Below are 16981 nucleotides of genomic sequence, written 5' to 3'. Positions count from 1 at the left end.
CGTTTCTCAGGAAGGCATTCGTATCCGGTGGTGCGGCTGAGCTTCAAACTCAGTTGGTGCGGTCAGCCCGCGCCAGGTAGGTTCGACTCCTGCTGCCTTCCGCCACTCAAGGCTCTCGGCGGTTCCCATTTGCTCTCGCTAACCTCCATGTTCGCCTTATCTGGTATGCGTTTTGGGGGTGTCGTTGGTCTTGCTCCATCTCAGACACTATTCCACAATCTAACCATCATTTGTGGGTAGGATTGGGGGTAGAGATGGCATCGCGCCAGGTGAATCGGTTGACCGCACTCGGCACGGAAAGCCCGTCGCTCTAGAGTTTTGCACCAACGCAGCAGGTCTATTGCCCCTTTCGTCCGGTTCGCTCTCCATTGGAGGCAGAGATGTCGGCCGCTCGCCTTTCCCAGCCGGCGTCTACTGTCGAGCGTCCATGGCGCGTGCCACGCGGGAATGTCTCTCCACGCGCTTGGCGATTCAAATGTCGATTCCTTTGGATGCGGCTGAAGCTTCGCGGTCCGATTGTTTCGAATTGCCGCAGGCTCGGGTATTACTACGGCCTATAGCAGTGGCGCTATTCTTTTCATTTTTTTCCGCCATTTGATTTTGATGAATTGTTTATTAATTGCCGCCAGCAGGCCCTGACCCGGAGCGGTACATGACTTCGCCAGCAATTTGCAGGCGAGTCAACTGTTCGCCGGTCACGAAGCGGTCAGGAAATTCCGGGTTATAGGAGTGCAACCTCAAGGCGCCCTCCGGTTCCTTGAATATCTGCTTGACGAGCGGCTCGTCCTCAAAATACACCGCATAGATGTGCCCGTCCCGCAAGTGTGTGCGAGTCGTGCAGATCATCATCAGGTCGCGATGAAAGAGAAAGGGTTCCATGCTTCTGCCATGGACCTGAACGAGTTTGCAGTCGTGCGGTTTAACGCCCAAGGCCCGAAAGAACCCTCTATCGAACGGCAACTCCTTCTTCTGCCTTATTTCCCATTGAATCAAACCGGTCCCCGCGCTGAATCTGTAGTCGTATCTGTTCAGCCAGACACGATTGTCGTCCGGCGGCAGGTCGTCCGGATGCTCCCACACCAAGACGTTCCCTTTGTCTTCGGGAAGTTTGTGTACACCGGGCTGCGGCGCGGCGGCAATCCGATTGCTAAACCAGCCAGCCATCTCTGGAAGGCTCTCGATTGCTCGGATGGTCTTCTCCGAGACCGCGCGCTTTTCGCTGAGCATCTGGCGGACAAACGCGCCGTCCTTGTAACCGAGACGACGCCCGAAAGCGGTCACATTACCGCTCTCGAGCTTGTCGATCGCGGCACGAAGAAGTTCGACGCGACGCTGGCTGAGTTCAATTTCATTCATGCTAGAAGCATATCAGAAGCGTAGCACACGCCGAGCAAAGCAAATGCTCCTTGATTGTGGTAGCTAATGCTACTAATATTGACGCGTGAATGTTGATCAATGCCTCTCTCATCCGGCTGCGATGCCGGTATCTGACATTCATGCCAATGGAGCCGCTCGGCCACTCCGATGGTTTGCCGGCGATGGGCAGGCCGGTGTGAAACGCCGTTGTGCACGAAGAAGGCGGACCGTGCGGACATGTTGACGATACCAGCGCATTGAATTCCGCCGCCGGTGTTCTCGCGACACAGTGCTTCACCTTTGATTCCGTATTCCAGATAAATTTTATCGGTGGCAGTGGTTGACCCGGCCATGCTTTGCTTTGCGTCGGCATCCAGGCGTGTTTGAACGGCGTAAAACGCTGGTTGCCGAAGCCGTGCGGCGGCAGGAGCAGACTCGCCGCGCAGCGAATCAGCCGTTGCAGGACGCTCGCGCTCGTATCGATGAGTTGAAGGCGCAAGCCGTGCAGCGTCTACGTGAGTATCCGTTGACGGGGGCGACGCGTGAATCAGCTTGAAGACATGAACGAGGCATGTATGCGTAGCACGGTTAGTTGGGTAGATGAGGTGGACTGGTTGACACTAACAATCGGGGAGCTGAACGAATGACCAACCTTGATGATCGTCTTGAAAACTGGGCGAAGGCGCAGCGCTTCGGGGCGAGCGGTGGCTCGCGTGTGGGATCGGCCGAAGGGCGGTATCGCCCCGAAGGTATGCGATCGCGTTCGGCCGACTCAGTGGTGATCGACGAAAAGGACGCGGACGAGGTCGAGCGTGCATGGCGGAAACTGTTGCCGTTCGATCGCGAGGTACTGCGGATGCACTACATCTTACGCATGGACCCGCGCGTCATTTGCCGGAAGTTGCGCATTCCACACCGTCCGGCGAGTACATTCGACATGGCGCTCGCGCATGGGAAGACGGAGATTGGAAAAGCATTGCAGAAGATGTCGGAGGCGCGAAGGGCCTGCGCCGACCGGGTGAAGTCTTATGAGGCAGCTATGCGCGCATAGCGCGAGGAATCGGATAGGCGAAAGAGTGAATGAGCCCGCCGAGAAAATATCATCGGTATGATCGATGAATTCCGCCAAGGAGCCGAAAGCGGATGTTTGGTGGGCATTCTTGACGCGGTTCCAGTTCGAAGGAAAGGAGGAGTTCGAAAGAAAACTTTTCCTGACGATTTTCCGGTCCGGTTGGAAATCGACCAGTTTCGCTATCCAACGTGATGTGAGTCTAGCGAAAAAATGGCGGGATTGTTGCCGCGATCTGGAACATTTCTGGCTCGGTCGTTTAGGTGTGGTACCGTCGGAGAAATTCACTCTATAGGCGATGTGCATCAACGGCGTGGATTGTGTATTTACGGGTCATCGATTTAGTCATTATTAGAACTCCGGATGAAAATAAATTCAGTCGCGAAGATAATTCAAACGTCGTGAAAGCAACAAAAATTTTTGTCGATCGAATGCTTGCGAACCGAGGAAAGGTGCTGTACAGTGATTCCCAGATGACCGACACCGCTTACATGCGCGACTCTCCCCGGTGGGGGAGAAATGCGTCAGTAAAAAAGAAGCCCGCCCTGAGCGGGCTTTTGTTTTTCTATGTCAGAACATGTCTAGCTATACGGGTGCGTTCTGAATCATGTCGATGGGTATGATGCACCGATGAATGAGCCAGCGTGCAGAAACGGATTGACGGGTTGTCACACATCTTGTGTGCATGAGATAAATGAAGCCCGCTGAGCGAAAGCCAGCGGGCTTTTTTGCTTTGAGTTGCCGATATGTGTTTTCACTTTCGCGAATCCTGTGTGTATTGATATCTGATGCTGTTGCTATCTACTGCTACGCAAAGTGAACGAACGACGCAGTAAGAGATAGCGCTAAATAAATCTGAAATACGAATGGTTGCCGTCAATCAGCGGGCAGAGCGGATGGCATCTTTATACGGTGTGAACGAACACGTTTGTCCCGAACCGAGAATGCATCAAAGCCGATTATCGGGGTGGTGACTTGCCGTATCTAAAATCACCGTGGCTCGGAATATTTCGCGACTCGTGATCCACCATCAAATAAAGGCCGAGCGTTCGATTTCTGCAAAAGTGCACTTAAACCAATGCTGAGGTACTGGTTTCCAGGAGTGAGGTTTCCATCGAAGTTTTTACGGAGATCACCATTTCTGATCGAGTAATCGTCGAGACGAGTGTGCAGATCATCACTCCGGATCGGCGGGTACGTTGCTGCGGCACGGTCAACTCACGTCGTGTCGCAATTGTCTTGCCAACTACTCGCATGTCGACGGTGGCTTCGTTCGCATGACATGCGATCTGAAACTTCTCTTTGGATGACATCATGAACAACAGTTCGACTGGCGGATATCTTGCGCTAGCAGTCGATGCGCCGCCGGCCGAGGATGGCGTGCTCGACGATTTGCTACGCGATCTGATCGCGGGAGTAACGGCGCTGCCTACTGACCTCGTGCGGCCGCACTGGCAGTCGGTGATTGTGTCGCAACCTGAGCCGTCCATCGATTGGTGTGCGTTCGGCGTGTATGAGCAACAGTCGGATGCCAGTCCGGCGATTCAGCACGACGGCATTGGAGATGGCTACGACATCTATATCCGGCATCAGACGATCGACGTCATGTGCACGTTTTACGGGCCGCGCGCGAAGGGATACGCGCAGCGGTTCGCCGACGGCCTCGCGATTCCGCAAAACAGCGAGCCGCTCCAACGGCAGGACATGGCGTTTGTCGGCGTCGGCGCGGTTCGGGCGGTGTCGGGTCTAGTCAACCAGCAATGGGTGCAGCGCTATGACATGACCGTAACGCTGCGCCGTAAGATCACCCGGACCTATGCGGTCCTCAACCTCAAATCGGCCACCGTGGCGACGACGACAGATGCGTCGACGCCGGTGGCCGACATTTCGAACATCCACTCGTAGGGGACCAGCATGTCCAACGGATTGCCCGTATCGCGTTTGATCGACGTGACGATCAATATGTCGCCGCTCGCAGCACAAGGCGCGGATTTAAACACGGCGCTCATTCTGGGCGCATCAGCTGTGATCGATACCAACGAACGTGCACGAATGTACGGCAGTATCGATGAAGTGACCTCCGACTTCGGGACGAATACGCCTGAATACTATGCAGCGGCACTGTATTTCAACCAAATCCCGCAGCCACGATCGCTGATGGTTGGCCGCTGGGCGAAAGCCGCCACGTCCGGCTCACTGCGCGGCGGTGTGCTGTCTGCGGCTCAGCAGGCGATGACGGCCTGGGAAACGATCACTGCCGGTGCGTTCGTCATCACGATTGACGGAGCGGCGAAGTCCGTCACGGGTCTCGATTTCTCGGTGCAGACGAACCTGAATGGTGTCGCGACGGTGATCAATGCAAAGTTGACCGGTGCGGCGATCGTCTGGAACGGCGCTCAATTTGTTGTTACGTCGAATTCGACAGGGACCGCATCGACGGTCGGCTACGCGGCGGCGCCTTCGAGCGGTACGGATATTTCCGCGATGCTCGGCTTGACGAGCGGCGTTGCGGGCATTCCAGCCGGCGGCATGGCATCTGAGCAACCCGTTGATGCGGCGGCGGTATTCGTCGATCGCTTCGCCAATCAGTTCCTCGGCCTTGCGTTCGCCGATGCTTCGATCGCGGACGATCAGCACGTGGCAGTCGCGAAGCTGATCGAAGCGGATCAGCGGCACCTTTATGGCGTCACGATTCAAAATCCGCAAGCGCTCGATTCGACGGCTTCGACCGATCTCGCGAGCCGCTTGAAGACGCTGAAGCTGAAGTACACGATCGCACAGTACTCGAGTTCGACGCCATACGCGGTTTCGTCGCTACTCGGCCGTTTATTGACGGTCAACTTCAACGGCAACAACACGACGATCACGCTCATGTTCAAGCAACAGCCGAGCGTGGCTGCCGAATCGCTCACGAGCGCGCAAGCCAATGCACTACAAGCGAAGAACTGCAACGCGTTCGTCAACTACAGCAACGACACGTCGATCATTCAGTACGGCGTGACGCCAAGCGGCATCTATGTCGATTCCGTCTACAACGCGATCTGGTTGCGCAACCGCGTCCAGACGGGCGTCTACAACCTGCTGTACCAGAGCCCGACGAAGATCCCGCAGACCGACGGCGGCAATGCGCTGATCGCAGCGACGATCGAGTCGGTGTGCGAAGCGGCAGTCAACAACGGCTACCTTGCTCCGGGCGTTTGGAATTCGGGCGGTTTTGGCGCGCTGAAGCAAGGCGGCACGCTGGCGAAGGGCTATTACGTCTATACCCCGCCGATCGCGACGCAATCGCAGGCTGAGCGCGAAGCGCGCAAGTCCGTGACGTTCCAGGTTGCGGCGAAGGAAGCTGGCGCGATTCATAGCGTCGACATTTTGATCAACGTCAATCGCTGAAAGGAGATCTCATGTCTGGTACTTATAGTTTTCAAGACGTCGCCGCGTCGATCGTCGGCCCCGGTGGCGCATTCTCGCTCGGCTACGGTTCCGCGAACGCGGAAGAAGGCATCACGATCGCGCAGGCCGGTGACAAGAATACGATGACCGTTGGTGCGGACGGTGAGGTGATGCATAGCCTGCATGCTGACAAGTCCGGTCAGGTCACGATCCGCCTGCTCAAGACGTCGCCGGTCAACCAGAAGCTGATGGCGCTCTACGACGCGCAGTCGCTCGATAGTCGGCTTTGGGGGAAGAATCTGATCACTGTTACACAATCGGTGAGCGGTGATGTCACGGCGTGCCGGAGCTGTGCGTTCAAGAAAAAGCCGGAGATCGGCTACAAGAAAGATGGCGACGTGGTGGAGTGGGTGTTCGATGTCGCGAAAATCGATTCGGTTCTCGGGAGCTATTGAAGATGACAACCGAAATTGAACTGAACGGGGCGCGATACGCGATCGGCAAGCTGAGCGCGATGCAGCAGTTCCACGTGTCGAGGCGCATCGCGCCGATCATCCCGCCGATGATCCCGGTGCTGCTGAAGCTCTGTGCGGACCTGGACGGCACAGAGTCGTCGTCGGCCGGAGAAAGGCAGGACGTGTTTGCGTTCGTGGAGTCGATCGCCCCGGCGCTTCAGCCGTTTGCTGATGCACTTGCCGGCCTGAAGGACGACGATGCGGAATATGTATTCGGCACTTGCCTGTCTTCCGTCGAGCGGCGGCAGGACTACGGTTGGGCGCGCATTTGGTCGTTGGGGCAGAAGGCGGCGATGTTCGACGACATCGGTATCGACGTCATGCTGCCGCTCGTGGTGCGCGTCGTAGTGGCGAACCTGGGGCCTTTTATCGGCGGTCTCCTTACCAGCCAAGCGAGCAGCACGGCGGAGACCTAAGTTGGGCTCGTACTTTGCCTGACGGTGAGGACTGGCTGCTCGCGCCAGTCCATGCACAAATGTGCCGCTATGAATCCCTGATCGACGGGACGCTCGGCTTGGCCGACATTGCGCTCATGAACGATTTCCTCGCCGTTCGGGCGGATAACGAAGCGGCCATGCGCCGCAAGCTGAGAAAAGAAAATGGTTGAATCCGCCGTCACTCGCCAAATGTTGACAGCATTCGGTTTTCATATCGACGAAAAAAACGCGAAGAGTTTCAGGGACAGTATCGAGAGTGTGGCCAAGAGCGTCGCCGACTTGATCGATACGGTTCACGGTGCGATGCAGAAAGCCGCTGCGGGCATCTTGGCCATCGCGTCCAAGTTCGAGCAACTTTATCTCGAGGCTCGGCGTACAAGCCCAGTCGAAACGGGGCTCGGATCGCCCGGATTGGCCGCTCTTAGCTTGGGCGTACCGTCCGAGCATGTGAGCGGCGTGGTCGAGAGCCTGATACGTAGGCTTCGGAACAACCCCGCAAGCGATGGCCTCCTTCGGAGGTCGGGCGTTCAGACGCGGAATGCCAGCGGTAACCTGCATGGTTCGTTCGATATGCTGATGGATTTCGGCGCTTGGCTTGCCAAGCTGGCGCAGCCGGAAGCGATCAAGCAAGCCGCAGTTTTCGGGATCGGCGAAGACTTGCTTTTTCCTATGCTCAATAGGGTCTTCCGGGCTAACGTTAAGCAACACCGTGACATACCGAGATCGATGGGGATGGACCGTGCTTCCGATAGCACTCGCGCGTTCACGATGCCGTTTCGTGAACTCGGAACGGCATCCAAGAAGCTCGGCATTCGTGCCGAGAACGCGATGCTCGACAAAATCGGCCTCCCACTCACTCATATGCGAAATTGGATGAACGAGCGCGGCGAAAAGATCGCCAATCGCGTCGCCGGCAGTGCGAATGCTTTTTGGGCGTCGGCCGCCGGTAAGACGGTTGGCGACGCGACGTTGCTGGGTCGGCTCTTGCCGTTCACTACCGGCCTGAGTGCGGGGGGGGGGCAACTGCCCGATAGCAAGGTTCTCGACAAGGGGACGCGCAACATGCTGGTGCGCTATTGGCCCAAACAGCGGCAATATGTTCCGGGCGAGTTCAATCCGGCAGCCGAACCGAAAGAGCGTTTGACGACGCTTGAGGTTCATCGTTTGAGGAATTTGGCCGACACCGCTTTCGGCAAGCTGATTGCGCGGGGTGAAGGAGACTACAACTCGGTTAATCGCGGAAAGGCAGGTAACTACAAGTCAGGCAAGGAAGATCTGGAGGGGATGACCGTATCGGAAGTTCTCGCGGCACAGCAGGCTCAGCGTTTCAACGCTGCAGGCCGATACCAGATCACTAAGCACACGCTTATCGAGGCGATTCGTTCCATGCGCCTGAAAGGCGATGAAAAGTTCGATCGGAACATGCAGGATCGGATCTTCGAAGAATTCCTCGCAGACAATAAGCGCCGGGCCATTGCCGATTATCTGACCGGTCGAAGCAATCAAAGCGGTGCCGCGCTTTATGCAATCGCAAAGGAGTGGGCTAGCGTTGCCGTGCCGAAGGGGATGAAGACCGAGTCTGGGAGAATTTCCGATGGCACGATCACGTACTACGATCGATCAGGACAAAATCGCGCATCGATCCCGGCAGCCGAAATGCTGCAGGCGCTGCAGAACACGAGAGCAATGTATCAGCAGACGCCTGCTCTCCCGGTGCCGTCGACCGATGGGGAGAGCGCTCCTCGTTCAGTCGAAATCATGCAGAACATTCGGATCGAGATAAATGGCGTGAGCGATCCTAAAGAGGCAGGTCGTGAAGTGGCTCGGCAGCAGTCGCGAGTTGCGAACGACATGGTCCGTGAAATGGATGGGGTGATGACGTGATCCTGGACAAGATCCTTGTTTCGGAAAAGGCGATCGGAGACATCAAGATAGCCGTGTCAATCGAAGAGCGGCACAACGACGAGTTGACGATCACCGAGCATCCCGTCGAGCGTGGGGCTCAGATAGTCGATCACGCATTTCGTAAGCCATCCGAAGTGACTATTCAGTGCGGCTGGTCGAACTCGGACTATGCGGCGCTTCGCGGAACATTTCAGGCTTTTTTCGATGGCGGATTGCCTACCACCGATTACGTCGGCAATGTGTACTCGCAATTACTTGCTCTTCAGCAATCATGCAAGCCTTTTAACGTCACGACGAGCCGGCGCCTGTACAAGAACATGTTGATTGTCGGTCTTGCTGTTACGACGGATGCGAAGACAAGCGCCGCGCTCATCGTGACGGCGACATTGCGCGAGCTGCGCTTGGTCGAGAACAGCGTGGCGAAGCTGCCGCCCACGTTGAATCAAGCAGACCCTTCGTCGACGGCTGAAGTGCAGAACATGGGCACGAAGCGATTGGCGGCAGGAGCGCCGTCGCCCGGCGGCACTGTACGCGGGATAACTGGAATGCAGAGCTACGAAATTCCGCTTGTGGCCGAGGCGCAGAAATTAAAAATCTCATTGAGCGGAGCGGTTTGTCAACTCACGCTGGTTTATCGAGGACCGGCTGGCTGGGTAGTGGATATCGGCAATGATAGTGGCACGCCGATCGTATCTGGCATTCCGCTCGTGACAGGCGCCGATCTGCTGGCGCAGTATCGGCATTTGGGGATCGACGGGCGCCTGTGGGTGCAAGGTGACGCACATCCCGACGACATTCCGACGTTCGGTGATCTCGGTATCGGAAGTAAGGTGTATTGGATCGCCCACTAAGCAAAATTCTCGAGAGGCCCAGCTTCGACGGTTCTTTATCGTGAGACAAGAATGACAAAGCAATATCTGCGTAAGGCCTCGCTGGTTGTCGGAAACGACAGCGATGCTCTCGATTTCTCCAACCTTCGGTTCAGCTTCGAGGTTCGGCGTGGTGACATCCAGACACCAAACAATGCGCGTATCCGGATTTTCAATGTTTCCGACGATACTGCTCATCGAATTCAAGACGAATTCACGCGGATCGTACTTCAAGCCGGTTACGAAGATGGTCCATATGGCTTGTTGTTCGACGGAACGGTAAAACAAGTCCAGCGTGGGCGGTATGGCCCGACGGAAACCATCGTCGATATCACGGCGGCGAGTGCGGATGCATGGTACAACCACGCAGTCGTGGGTACTACATTGGCGGCTGGCTCTACGTCCGTCGATCATATTCGTACGGCAATCGCGACGATGAAGCCATACGGGCTTACAGTAGGTTATCTGCCGGAATTCGATGCTAAGCCATTGCCCCGAGGAAAAGTCATTTTCCGGATGGCGCGCGACGTATTTCGAAACGCAGCTCAGAATCTCGATGCGGACTGGTCGATTCAGGACACGCAATTCCAGATGGTTCCGCAGAACAGCTATATTCCGGGCGAGGCCATGGTTCTGACAGCGGAAACCGGATTAATTGGCTTGCCGACTCGAGACCAGAACGGCATCACGATCAAGTGCTTGTTAAATCCGAATGCGCGAATCTCCGGATTGGTCACGATAGATAACAAAAGTATCCAGCAGAATGAGGAATCGAGGACAAGGCGTGATAGCGATGCAAATTCGAATGCGGATGATGCACAGTCCGATGTTATGAAGCGCGATGGAACATACAAAATCCTGTTGGCCGAGCACGAGGGCGATACACGCGACGCACCGTGGTACACGACATTGACTTGCATCGACGTGGACCTTTCGATGAATTCGGCTCAGCCCGTGGAGGCTGACGCTGCTGGTCCTGTCAAACCTTATGGTTGATGTCCAAGGACAGACCGATTTTTTGTGCCGAGTCTGCGTGATGGAGCGCTATGCCATTGGCGTGACGCATTTATCATGGTGAAGTTGGCTGCACGTTCAGCTTTTGGTTTAGGCCAGATTCGATAGAGATCACATCTGTTTTTTCAGGGCATCTTTGATACCGATGTCTGGACCAGTTTCGCATATGCCGTGCATGCCGCTGCTATTGCGACTGGTTTTCTTATTCTTCCCCCGATGAACAAACTGCAAAAGTACGGCGATCCGATAGCGGCGCTGAGCATTGCCATGCGTGCAACTCGCGCCGATTTTTGGACGGCTATGCCTGGCATCATCCAGTCATTCGAAAGCGCCGCCGACAGGCCGCCGACATGCAGCGTGCAGCCTGCGATCAAGGCCCAGGTGCGCGGTATAGATGGTTCGGTCACGAGCGTTGCGTTGCCGTTACTGGTCGACTGCCCCGTGCAGTTTCCGGCCGGCGGAAACTGCACACTGACCTTTCCGGTGGCGCCTGGCGACGAATGTCTCATCGTGTTCGCCTCACGATGTATCGATGCGTGGTGGCAATCGGGCGGTGTTCAGGAGCAGGCTGAACTACGCATGCACGACCTGTCGGACGGATTCGTGCTGCTCGGCTTTCGATCGAGGCCGCGTGCGCTGGCCGGCGTGAGTGGCAACTCGACTCAACTGCGCAGCGACGATGGGGCCACGTACATCGAACTCGTGCCGGCATCGGGGGTAGTGAATATTGTCGCACCGGGCGGGTTCAATGTGATGGCGCCGCAGGTCACGTTCAGTGCGGCAGTGGCGATCAAGGGGTTGCTTTCATATCTGGCCGGCCTCGTCGGCAACGGCGTCGCGACAATGAACGGCAAACGCATGGATGACATGCATACGCATAGCGGTGTGCAGCCGGGCATCGGAAAGAGTGGTTCGGTTAACTAAGGATTCTCATGCGATATAGACGATTGGACGTCGATAACGACTATGCTTTTGGCGCAGGCGTCGCCGACTTTCTCGTGAATACGCCGGAAACGGTTGCGCAGGCCGTCTTGACGCGCTTGCGCTTGATACAGGGTGAATGGTTTCTTGACGTGATGGCCGGTATGCCGTGGGCGACGGACGTTCTCGGTAAGTACACGGACGGCACGGCGGATACCGCTATTCGGCAATGCATCCTCGGCACGCAGGGCGTGACCGAACTGACGAACTATTCGAGCTCGATCGATCCGCAGACGCGCGCGCTGAAGGTTACCGCGACGATCAACACCTTCTACGGCACCACCACGGTACAGGTGACATTGTGATTCTTACTACCCTTGCACCCACCATCGACGCGAACGGCATCACCGCGCCGACATACGCAGACGTGTTTGCGTCTTTGCAGGATCAGTACCGATCAATCTACGGTGCCGACACGTACCTGGAGCCCGATAGCCAAGATGGCCAACTGCTCGCAGTATTCGCGAAGGTAATCAGCGACGTGAACTCGGTCGCGATCGCGATCTATCGATCGTTCAGCCCGGCGACCGCGCAGGGCGACGCGCTGTCGAGCAACGTCAAGATCAATGGGATTGCGCGCAAGGTGGCGTCATACTCGAGCGCGGATCTGGTTCTCGTCGGGCAAGCTGGCGCGACTATCACGAACGGCGCGGCGAAGGACGCCAACGGCGTGCAATGGATGCTGCCCGCGACGGTGACGATTCCGCCTAGCGGCACGATCACGGTCACGGCGACGTGCGCGACGATCGGCGACGTGTCGGCGCGCGCCGGCACGATCAACCAGATCGCGACGCCCGCGCTCGGCTGGCAATCGGTGATGAACCCGGCGGACGCGGCCGCGGGCGCGCCGGTCGAGAAAGACGCTGCCTTGCGGCAACGGCAGACCGTGTCGACCGCGCTGCCTTCGCTCACGGTGCTCGACGGCATTATCGGCGCCGTGGCGAACGTTCCCGGCGTCACGCGGTACGTCGCCTACGAAAACGACACCAGCGCAACCGACGCGAACGGCATCCCGTCGCATTCGATCTCGCTCGTCGTCGAGGGAGGAGACGCGACGGCGATCGCGAATGCTATCGCCGCGAAGAAGACGCCGGGCGCGGGGACATATGGCACGACCGCGGTCGTCGTCATTGACATCTACGGCCGGCCGATCACGATCAAATTCTTCCGGCCGGTGGCCGCGCCGATCACGGCGACGGTCGCATTGAAGGCGCTCACCGGCTATACGAGCCAGACAGGGCAGCAGATCCAGCAAGCGGTGTCGGACTATATCAACGGCGTGCAGATCGGCGGCGGCTTGTCCGGCAGCGTCGAATGGGGCGATGCGCTGACGGCGGCGAACGGCGTCGGCGGTGGCACTACTTTCAAGCTGTCCGGGCTGACGCTGAGCGGCCCGCGCGGTGCCGGCGCGCCGGACGTCGCGCTGCTGTTCAACGAAGCGGCGTCGTGCACGCCCGCGAACGTGACGCTGGTGGTGACCTGATGGCCGCTTCTCTTTCCAATTACACCGTGCTGATCACGTCCGAGCATCGCGACAAGCCGCGGTTCATGGCGACCGTCGGCGTGCTCGTGCAGCCGCTCGTCGACCAAATCAACCTGCTGCAGCGCATGCCGGACAAGTTCGATCTCGACCATGCGGTCGGCGTGCAGCTGGATGACGTCGGGCGGTGGGTCGGCGTGTCGCGAAAGATTCGCACGCCGCTCAGCGGAATCTATTTCTCGTTCGACATGGATGGACTCGGCTTTGATCAGGGAGCTTGGAAAGGACCGTTCGATCCCGACACGGGCCTGACCGTCCTCGACGACGACACCTACCGGCTGGTTATCCGCGCGAAGATCGGCGCGAACCACTGGGACGGAACGCTCGCCTCCAGCGCGGCGATCCTGAACCACATCTTCGGCTCGGACACGCACGTATTCATCGAAGACCACCAAGACATGTCGATGACGATCGGGATTGCCGGAAAAGTGTCGTCAGCGGTGTTTTTAGCGCTGCTGGCGGGTGGATATATCCCGCTCAAGCCCGAGGGTGTGCGGGTGAACTACACGATCGTGACAACCGTGGATAGCTCGCCGCTGTTTGGGTTCGACATGAACAATCAATTCGTCACCGGATTTGATGCCGGCGCGTGGGGAAGGCCGGTCTGATTCCCGACGCGCATTCGATATTCCCTTTCCCGAGCCGCCTTCATCAGGTCGGGCGGCCTTTTTGTGACTCGGAGCATAAATGGCAAACAATGACTTTCTTCCGTTCGGCGCGGCGGGCAGCGCGAACGTCATCGATCAGGCGACGTATACCGCATTGTCGGAGCGAATGTTTGGATTCAAATCCGGTATCGCGCAGTCCGCGCAACTCAATAAGGTTTGGCGCCAGAGTTCGATCATGGCGGCGGTGCTGGCGCAGTTCATTGTCGATCAGACGGGACGGGATGCTATCGACGATGGCACGACCGCTACGCTTGAAGCCAATTTGCTTGCGGGGATCAGAAAGGCTGCTGCAGGGCGTTTGCTGCGAACGTCGATCTATATTTTTAATGCTGGTCAGCAGAAAGTAATTATCGACGGGGCTCCCGCTACAACGACAGGTGCGACGTCGTTCACCGCGTTACCGGCGACCAGCTTCGTCGAAATTGAATGCCAAGGTGGCGGCGGCGGTGGCGGCGGCGTGCTTGCGAACGGCACTCAGCCGGCAGCGGCCAGCGGTGGCGGAGGGGGATCCTACGGCTTCGGGAGATACTCGTCCGGTTTCTCGAATCTCGCCATCACCATAGGCCAAGGCGGTGCGGGTGGTGCCGCGGGAAACAACGCTGGGGCAAATGGCGGGACGTCGAGCGCAGGCAGCCTGATCTCGGCTCCGGGAGGATTCGGTGGGGTTGGCGGTGCGCCTACCAGTCCTCCATTCTTCAATGGAGGCACACAGCAAGGGCAAGCGCCTTCGGGACATACATATCTGCCTGTCTATGGTGGCGTCGGTGGGATTGGCATGGCGATGGGGAACCTCAACGTGGCCGGCGGAGCCGGAGGCGCGAGCTATTTTGGTCCTGGAGCGCAGCCTTTTTCGAATTCGGGGGGATTGGGCGGGATCAATATGGGATCAGGTGGCGGCGGTGCGGCCATTTCCGCTCCCAGTGCACTAAGTGCACCAGGCGGAGCCGGGCAAGGTGGCATGGTTATTATTAGGGAGTATGCATAATGTCCGTATATGCGCGCATTTATGAAGGAATTGTCGTCGAGATAATTTACCCGATGCTTGACGACGAGGGGCGGGAGATTCCCATTGGAGAGCGCTATACGGCAGAATTTGTTGCCGACATGGTTGACGTCACCGATACCAGTCCACGACCGGCCCAGCGATGGGTCACTGAAAAAGTCGATGGGACGTGGAGGTTTACACCTCCGAACTAGGTGTGGGTGTCCCGTTGCGTTATAAAATGCGGCTCGTTCGGCATGGCGCCGATTTGGTTGCAAGCAAGGGAGACGAGATTGAAGAGTATCGGGGAAGTGCTTGATGAAAGTGGTGGGATCGGCCGTGGATTCGGATTTCTTCGGATCGCATTGGCCGTTTCTATTATTGGCTGGCACAGCTTGGTGATTACTCAGGGCGATCGAAATTACTTCGACGAACATTATCTATGGGCGTTGAATTATTGCTTGCTCCCAATGTTTTTTGGGTTAAGCGGCTTTTTAATCGCTGGAAGTGCCCAGCGTCTAAGTATGTCGGATTTTTACATTAATAGGATTGCTAGAATATTTCCGGCATTGGTCGTCGAAACGATCATCTCTGGGGTTGTAATCGGTGCGGCAATCACCGCTCTGCCATTGAGTGAATATTACACGCATCCGAAGTTTTTGGAATATTTTAAAAATATGTATGGTGCGGTAGTTTACGTGCTGCCTGGCGTGATATTTTCTCCGCCATACCACGAGATCGTGAATGGGGTGATTTGGACTGTTCCCATAGAGCTTGGCTGCTATGTCGTCATGGGAATTTTGATTTTCACCGGCCTGCAGTTCTTTTCTTTGTTAATCATACTTGTTGGAATCGGCTTACTTTCAGTCCCGCACTTGATAGATTTCTTCGGTATGCAACAATTGGGGGCTGCTCTTACAAGCTCACATCACTTGAGTTTTCTCAATAGTTTTCGTGGTAAAACATTACTGCCGTCGTTTCTGTTCGGGGTTGCGGCATACAATCTTCGATATTCGATTCCGTTTAGTAAGGTTGTCGCGGGAGGGGCAGTAGCTGCAATTCTCGTACTCAGTGTAATTGGGAATGCTGCAGCGGTGTTCTCTCATTTTATCGGCGCACTGGTTCTATGCGTCGCGTCGATCATGATGATGCTGCAAATTGGTTGCTCAGATCTGGAGAAATTTTCTCCGAAAGGTGATTACTCATATGGTTTGTATATTTATTGCTTTCCGTTTCAACAAATCATAAACAAAGAAATGGCAATCGGTGGTGTATTCGGGTTTTGTGCCAATTTTCCGCTTAGCCTAATGGTGGCTTTCTTTTTTGCAATGTTTTCATGGAACTATGTCGAGAAGCCAATTCTTAAATTCAGAAAACAATTCGGTATTGTAAAAAAGCAAACGTAACTTAATAGTTGCGAAAGCGTTGTTGGCCAGCAGTCCTAATTCTGGTGGCTTTTTTATTTCTGGGGGCTCGATGAAAAGTGAAATCGCAGCGAGCGCCGTCAAGGTTGCGCCTGCTGTGGGCAGCAATTTTTGGTTATGGCTGAGCAGCCACGACATCAACTGGTGGGTAGCGCTTGCGACGCTCGGGTACATCGGGTTGCAGGCGTACTACCTCATTCGCAACAAGGGAAAGCGAGGCGGAGAGTTGCTCGATGGCTGATTTACCGAAGAAGACACTCGTGAGTGTGGTTGGGGCTGCTGCGGCAGCCCTTCTTTTTTCCATCGTCCCGAAGTTCGAGGGCGAAGTGCTGGTCGCGCGCGCAGACCCGATCGGGATCATCACGGCTTGCTACGGCGATACGAAGGACGTGCATGCCGGGCAGCGCTTCACGTCGAACGAGTGTCGCACGCGTCTCGAACAGCGGTTGATCCAGCATGCCGAGCCGGTGCTGAGGTGCACACCCAGCCTGAAGGGGCATGCATACCAGTTTGCGGCCGCAGTGAGCTTTGCTTACAACGTCGGTTCGGCCGCGTACTGCGGTAGCACGGCGGCGAAACGTTTCAACGTGGGTGACTGGCGCGGGGCATGCCGTGCGTTGAACGAGTCCGACAACGGTCGTCCGCAATGGGTAACGGCCGGAGGGCATGTGCTTCCCGGTCTGGTGAAGCGTCGCGCTGAAGAGCGAGAGCTTTGTGAAAGGGGGTTGTGATGCTTGACCTGGTACCAGCAAACCGGGCTAGTCAAAAATGACTTTGCTAGAAGCTCGTTGGCCTTACTGAAGGCGGCAGGTCATATCCACGGGCACGCCT

19 protein-coding genes and 1 tRNA gene are annotated in these 16981 nt (G+C 56.6%); 18 read left to right on the top strand and 2 right to left on the bottom strand.

From position 1 onward, the window contains the following. Window positions 1-9: 9 nt before the first annotated feature. Window positions 10-105, top strand: a tRNA-Sec gene (locus AQ611_RS25915). A gap of 510 nt (window positions 106-615) precedes the next feature. Here AQ611_RS25915 and AQ611_RS22325 read toward each other — a convergent pair. Further along, the gene (locus AQ611_RS22325; protein ID WP_059520147.1) at window positions 616-1356 is read right to left on the bottom strand and encodes a S24 family peptidase; all 741 of its coding nucleotides are present in this window, start codon (window positions 1354-1356) and stop codon (window positions 616-618) included. Next, window positions 1353-1709 carry a hypothetical protein gene (locus AQ611_RS25910; protein ID WP_146011780.1) on the bottom strand — a complete coding sequence of 119 codons (357 nt, stop codon included), beginning with the start codon at window positions 1707-1709 and terminating at the stop codon, window positions 1353-1355. The genes AQ611_RS22325 and AQ611_RS25910 overlap by 4 nt, the downstream gene beginning before the upstream one ends. Before the next feature lie 290 nt (window positions 1710-1999). On the opposite strand from AQ611_RS25910, the gene AQ611_RS22320 reads away from it, so the two are divergent. The 17 genes from AQ611_RS22320 to AQ611_RS22235 all read left to right on the top strand — a co-directional run bounded on the left by AQ611_RS22320 (window position 2000) and on the right by AQ611_RS22235 (window position 16881). Further along, window positions 2000-2407 (top strand): hypothetical protein, encoded by a 408-nt coding sequence (locus tag AQ611_RS22320; protein ID WP_059520148.1) that lies wholly within the window; start codon window positions 2000-2002, stop codon window positions 2405-2407. A gap of 1332 nt (window positions 2408-3739) precedes the next feature. Continuing rightward, a complete protein-coding gene (locus AQ611_RS22315; protein WP_069236469.1) occupies window positions 3740-4330 on the top strand; it encodes a phage neck terminator protein in 591 nt (196 codons plus the stop codon). A 9-nt stretch (window positions 4331-4339) separates the two neighbouring features. Beyond that, entirely contained in the window at window positions 4340-5815 is a 1476-nt protein-coding gene (locus AQ611_RS22310) for a DUF3383 domain-containing protein (protein ID WP_069236090.1), read from the top strand. Window positions 5816-5826: 11 nt separating this feature from the next. Further along, the gene (locus AQ611_RS22305) at window positions 5827-6270 is read left to right on the top strand and encodes a phage structural protein (RefSeq protein WP_069236089.1); all 444 of its coding nucleotides are present in this window, start codon (window positions 5827-5829) and stop codon (window positions 6268-6270) included. A 2-nt stretch (window positions 6271-6272) separates the two neighbouring features. Next, the gene (locus AQ611_RS22300) at window positions 6273-6746 is read left to right on the top strand and encodes a phage tail assembly chaperone (protein WP_069236088.1); all 474 of its coding nucleotides are present in this window, start codon (window positions 6273-6275) and stop codon (window positions 6744-6746) included. A 14-nt stretch (window positions 6747-6760) separates the two neighbouring features. After that, window positions 6761-6937 (top strand): DUF6889 family protein, encoded by a 177-nt coding sequence (locus tag AQ611_RS25905; RefSeq protein WP_156789238.1) that lies wholly within the window; start codon window positions 6761-6763, stop codon window positions 6935-6937. Then, complete coding sequence (locus tag AQ611_RS22295; protein ID WP_069236087.1) at window positions 6930-8651, top strand: lysozyme family protein; 1722 nt, start codon at window positions 6930-6932, stop codon at window positions 8649-8651. Before AQ611_RS25905 ends, AQ611_RS22295 begins: the two co-directional genes overlap by 8 nt. Beyond that, window positions 8648-9523, top strand: a complete 876-nt coding sequence (locus AQ611_RS26810) for a phage baseplate plug family protein (RefSeq protein WP_374755074.1) — start codon at window positions 8648-8650, stop codon at window positions 9521-9523. The genes AQ611_RS22295 and AQ611_RS26810 overlap by 4 nt, the downstream gene beginning before the upstream one ends. Window positions 9524-9574: 51 nt before the next feature. Then, entirely contained in the window at window positions 9575-10537 is a 963-nt protein-coding gene (locus AQ611_RS22280; RefSeq protein ID WP_059520153.1) for a phage protein, read from the top strand. A 234-nt stretch (window positions 10538-10771) separates the two neighbouring features. Beyond that, on the top strand, window positions 10772-11479 hold the full coding sequence (locus tag AQ611_RS22275) for a Gp138 family membrane-puncturing spike protein (protein ID WP_059520154.1): 708 nt from the start codon (window positions 10772-10774) through the stop codon (window positions 11477-11479). Between the two features lie 8 nt (window positions 11480-11487). Further along, the gene (locus AQ611_RS22270) at window positions 11488-11841 is read left to right on the top strand and encodes a contractile injection system sheath initiator (RefSeq protein ID WP_069236086.1); all 354 of its coding nucleotides are present in this window, start codon (window positions 11488-11490) and stop codon (window positions 11839-11841) included. Next, window positions 11838-13019: a baseplate J/gp47 family protein gene (locus AQ611_RS22265; protein ID WP_069236085.1), complete on the top strand. Its 1182-nt coding sequence runs from the start codon at window positions 11838-11840 to the stop codon at window positions 13017-13019. Before AQ611_RS22270 ends, AQ611_RS22265 begins: the two co-directional genes overlap by 4 nt. Continuing rightward, window positions 13019-13684, top strand: a complete 666-nt coding sequence (locus AQ611_RS22260) for a DUF2612 domain-containing protein (protein ID WP_069236084.1) — start codon at window positions 13019-13021, stop codon at window positions 13682-13684. The genes AQ611_RS22265 and AQ611_RS22260 overlap by 1 nt, the downstream gene beginning before the upstream one ends. A 79-nt stretch (window positions 13685-13763) precedes the next feature. Further along, a complete protein-coding gene (locus AQ611_RS26220; RefSeq protein WP_069236083.1) occupies window positions 13764-14729 on the top strand; it encodes a glycine-rich domain-containing protein in 966 nt (321 codons plus the stop codon). Between the two features lie 254 nt (window positions 14730-14983). Then, window positions 14984-16132 carry an acyltransferase family protein gene (locus AQ611_RS22245; RefSeq protein ID WP_069236081.1) on the top strand — a complete coding sequence of 383 codons (1149 nt, stop codon included), beginning with the start codon at window positions 14984-14986 and terminating at the stop codon, window positions 16130-16132. A 70-nt stretch (window positions 16133-16202) separates the two neighbouring features. Then, on the top strand, window positions 16203-16391 hold the full coding sequence (locus tag AQ611_RS22240; RefSeq protein ID WP_059520159.1) for a hypothetical protein: 189 nt from the start codon (window positions 16203-16205) through the stop codon (window positions 16389-16391). Next, complete coding sequence (locus AQ611_RS22235) at window positions 16384-16881, top strand: lysozyme (protein WP_069236080.1); 498 nt, start codon at window positions 16384-16386, stop codon at window positions 16879-16881. Before AQ611_RS22240 ends, AQ611_RS22235 begins: the two co-directional genes overlap by 8 nt. Window positions 16882-16981: the final 100 nt, after the last annotated feature.

The organism is Burkholderia singularis (genome assembly GCF_001718875.1).
GTDB classification, from domain to species: Bacteria; Pseudomonadota; Gammaproteobacteria; order Burkholderiales; family Burkholderiaceae; genus Burkholderia; species Burkholderia singularis.
Note: the sequence above shows the minus strand (reverse complement) of the source record. Positions and strands in the feature narration are given on the sequence as shown.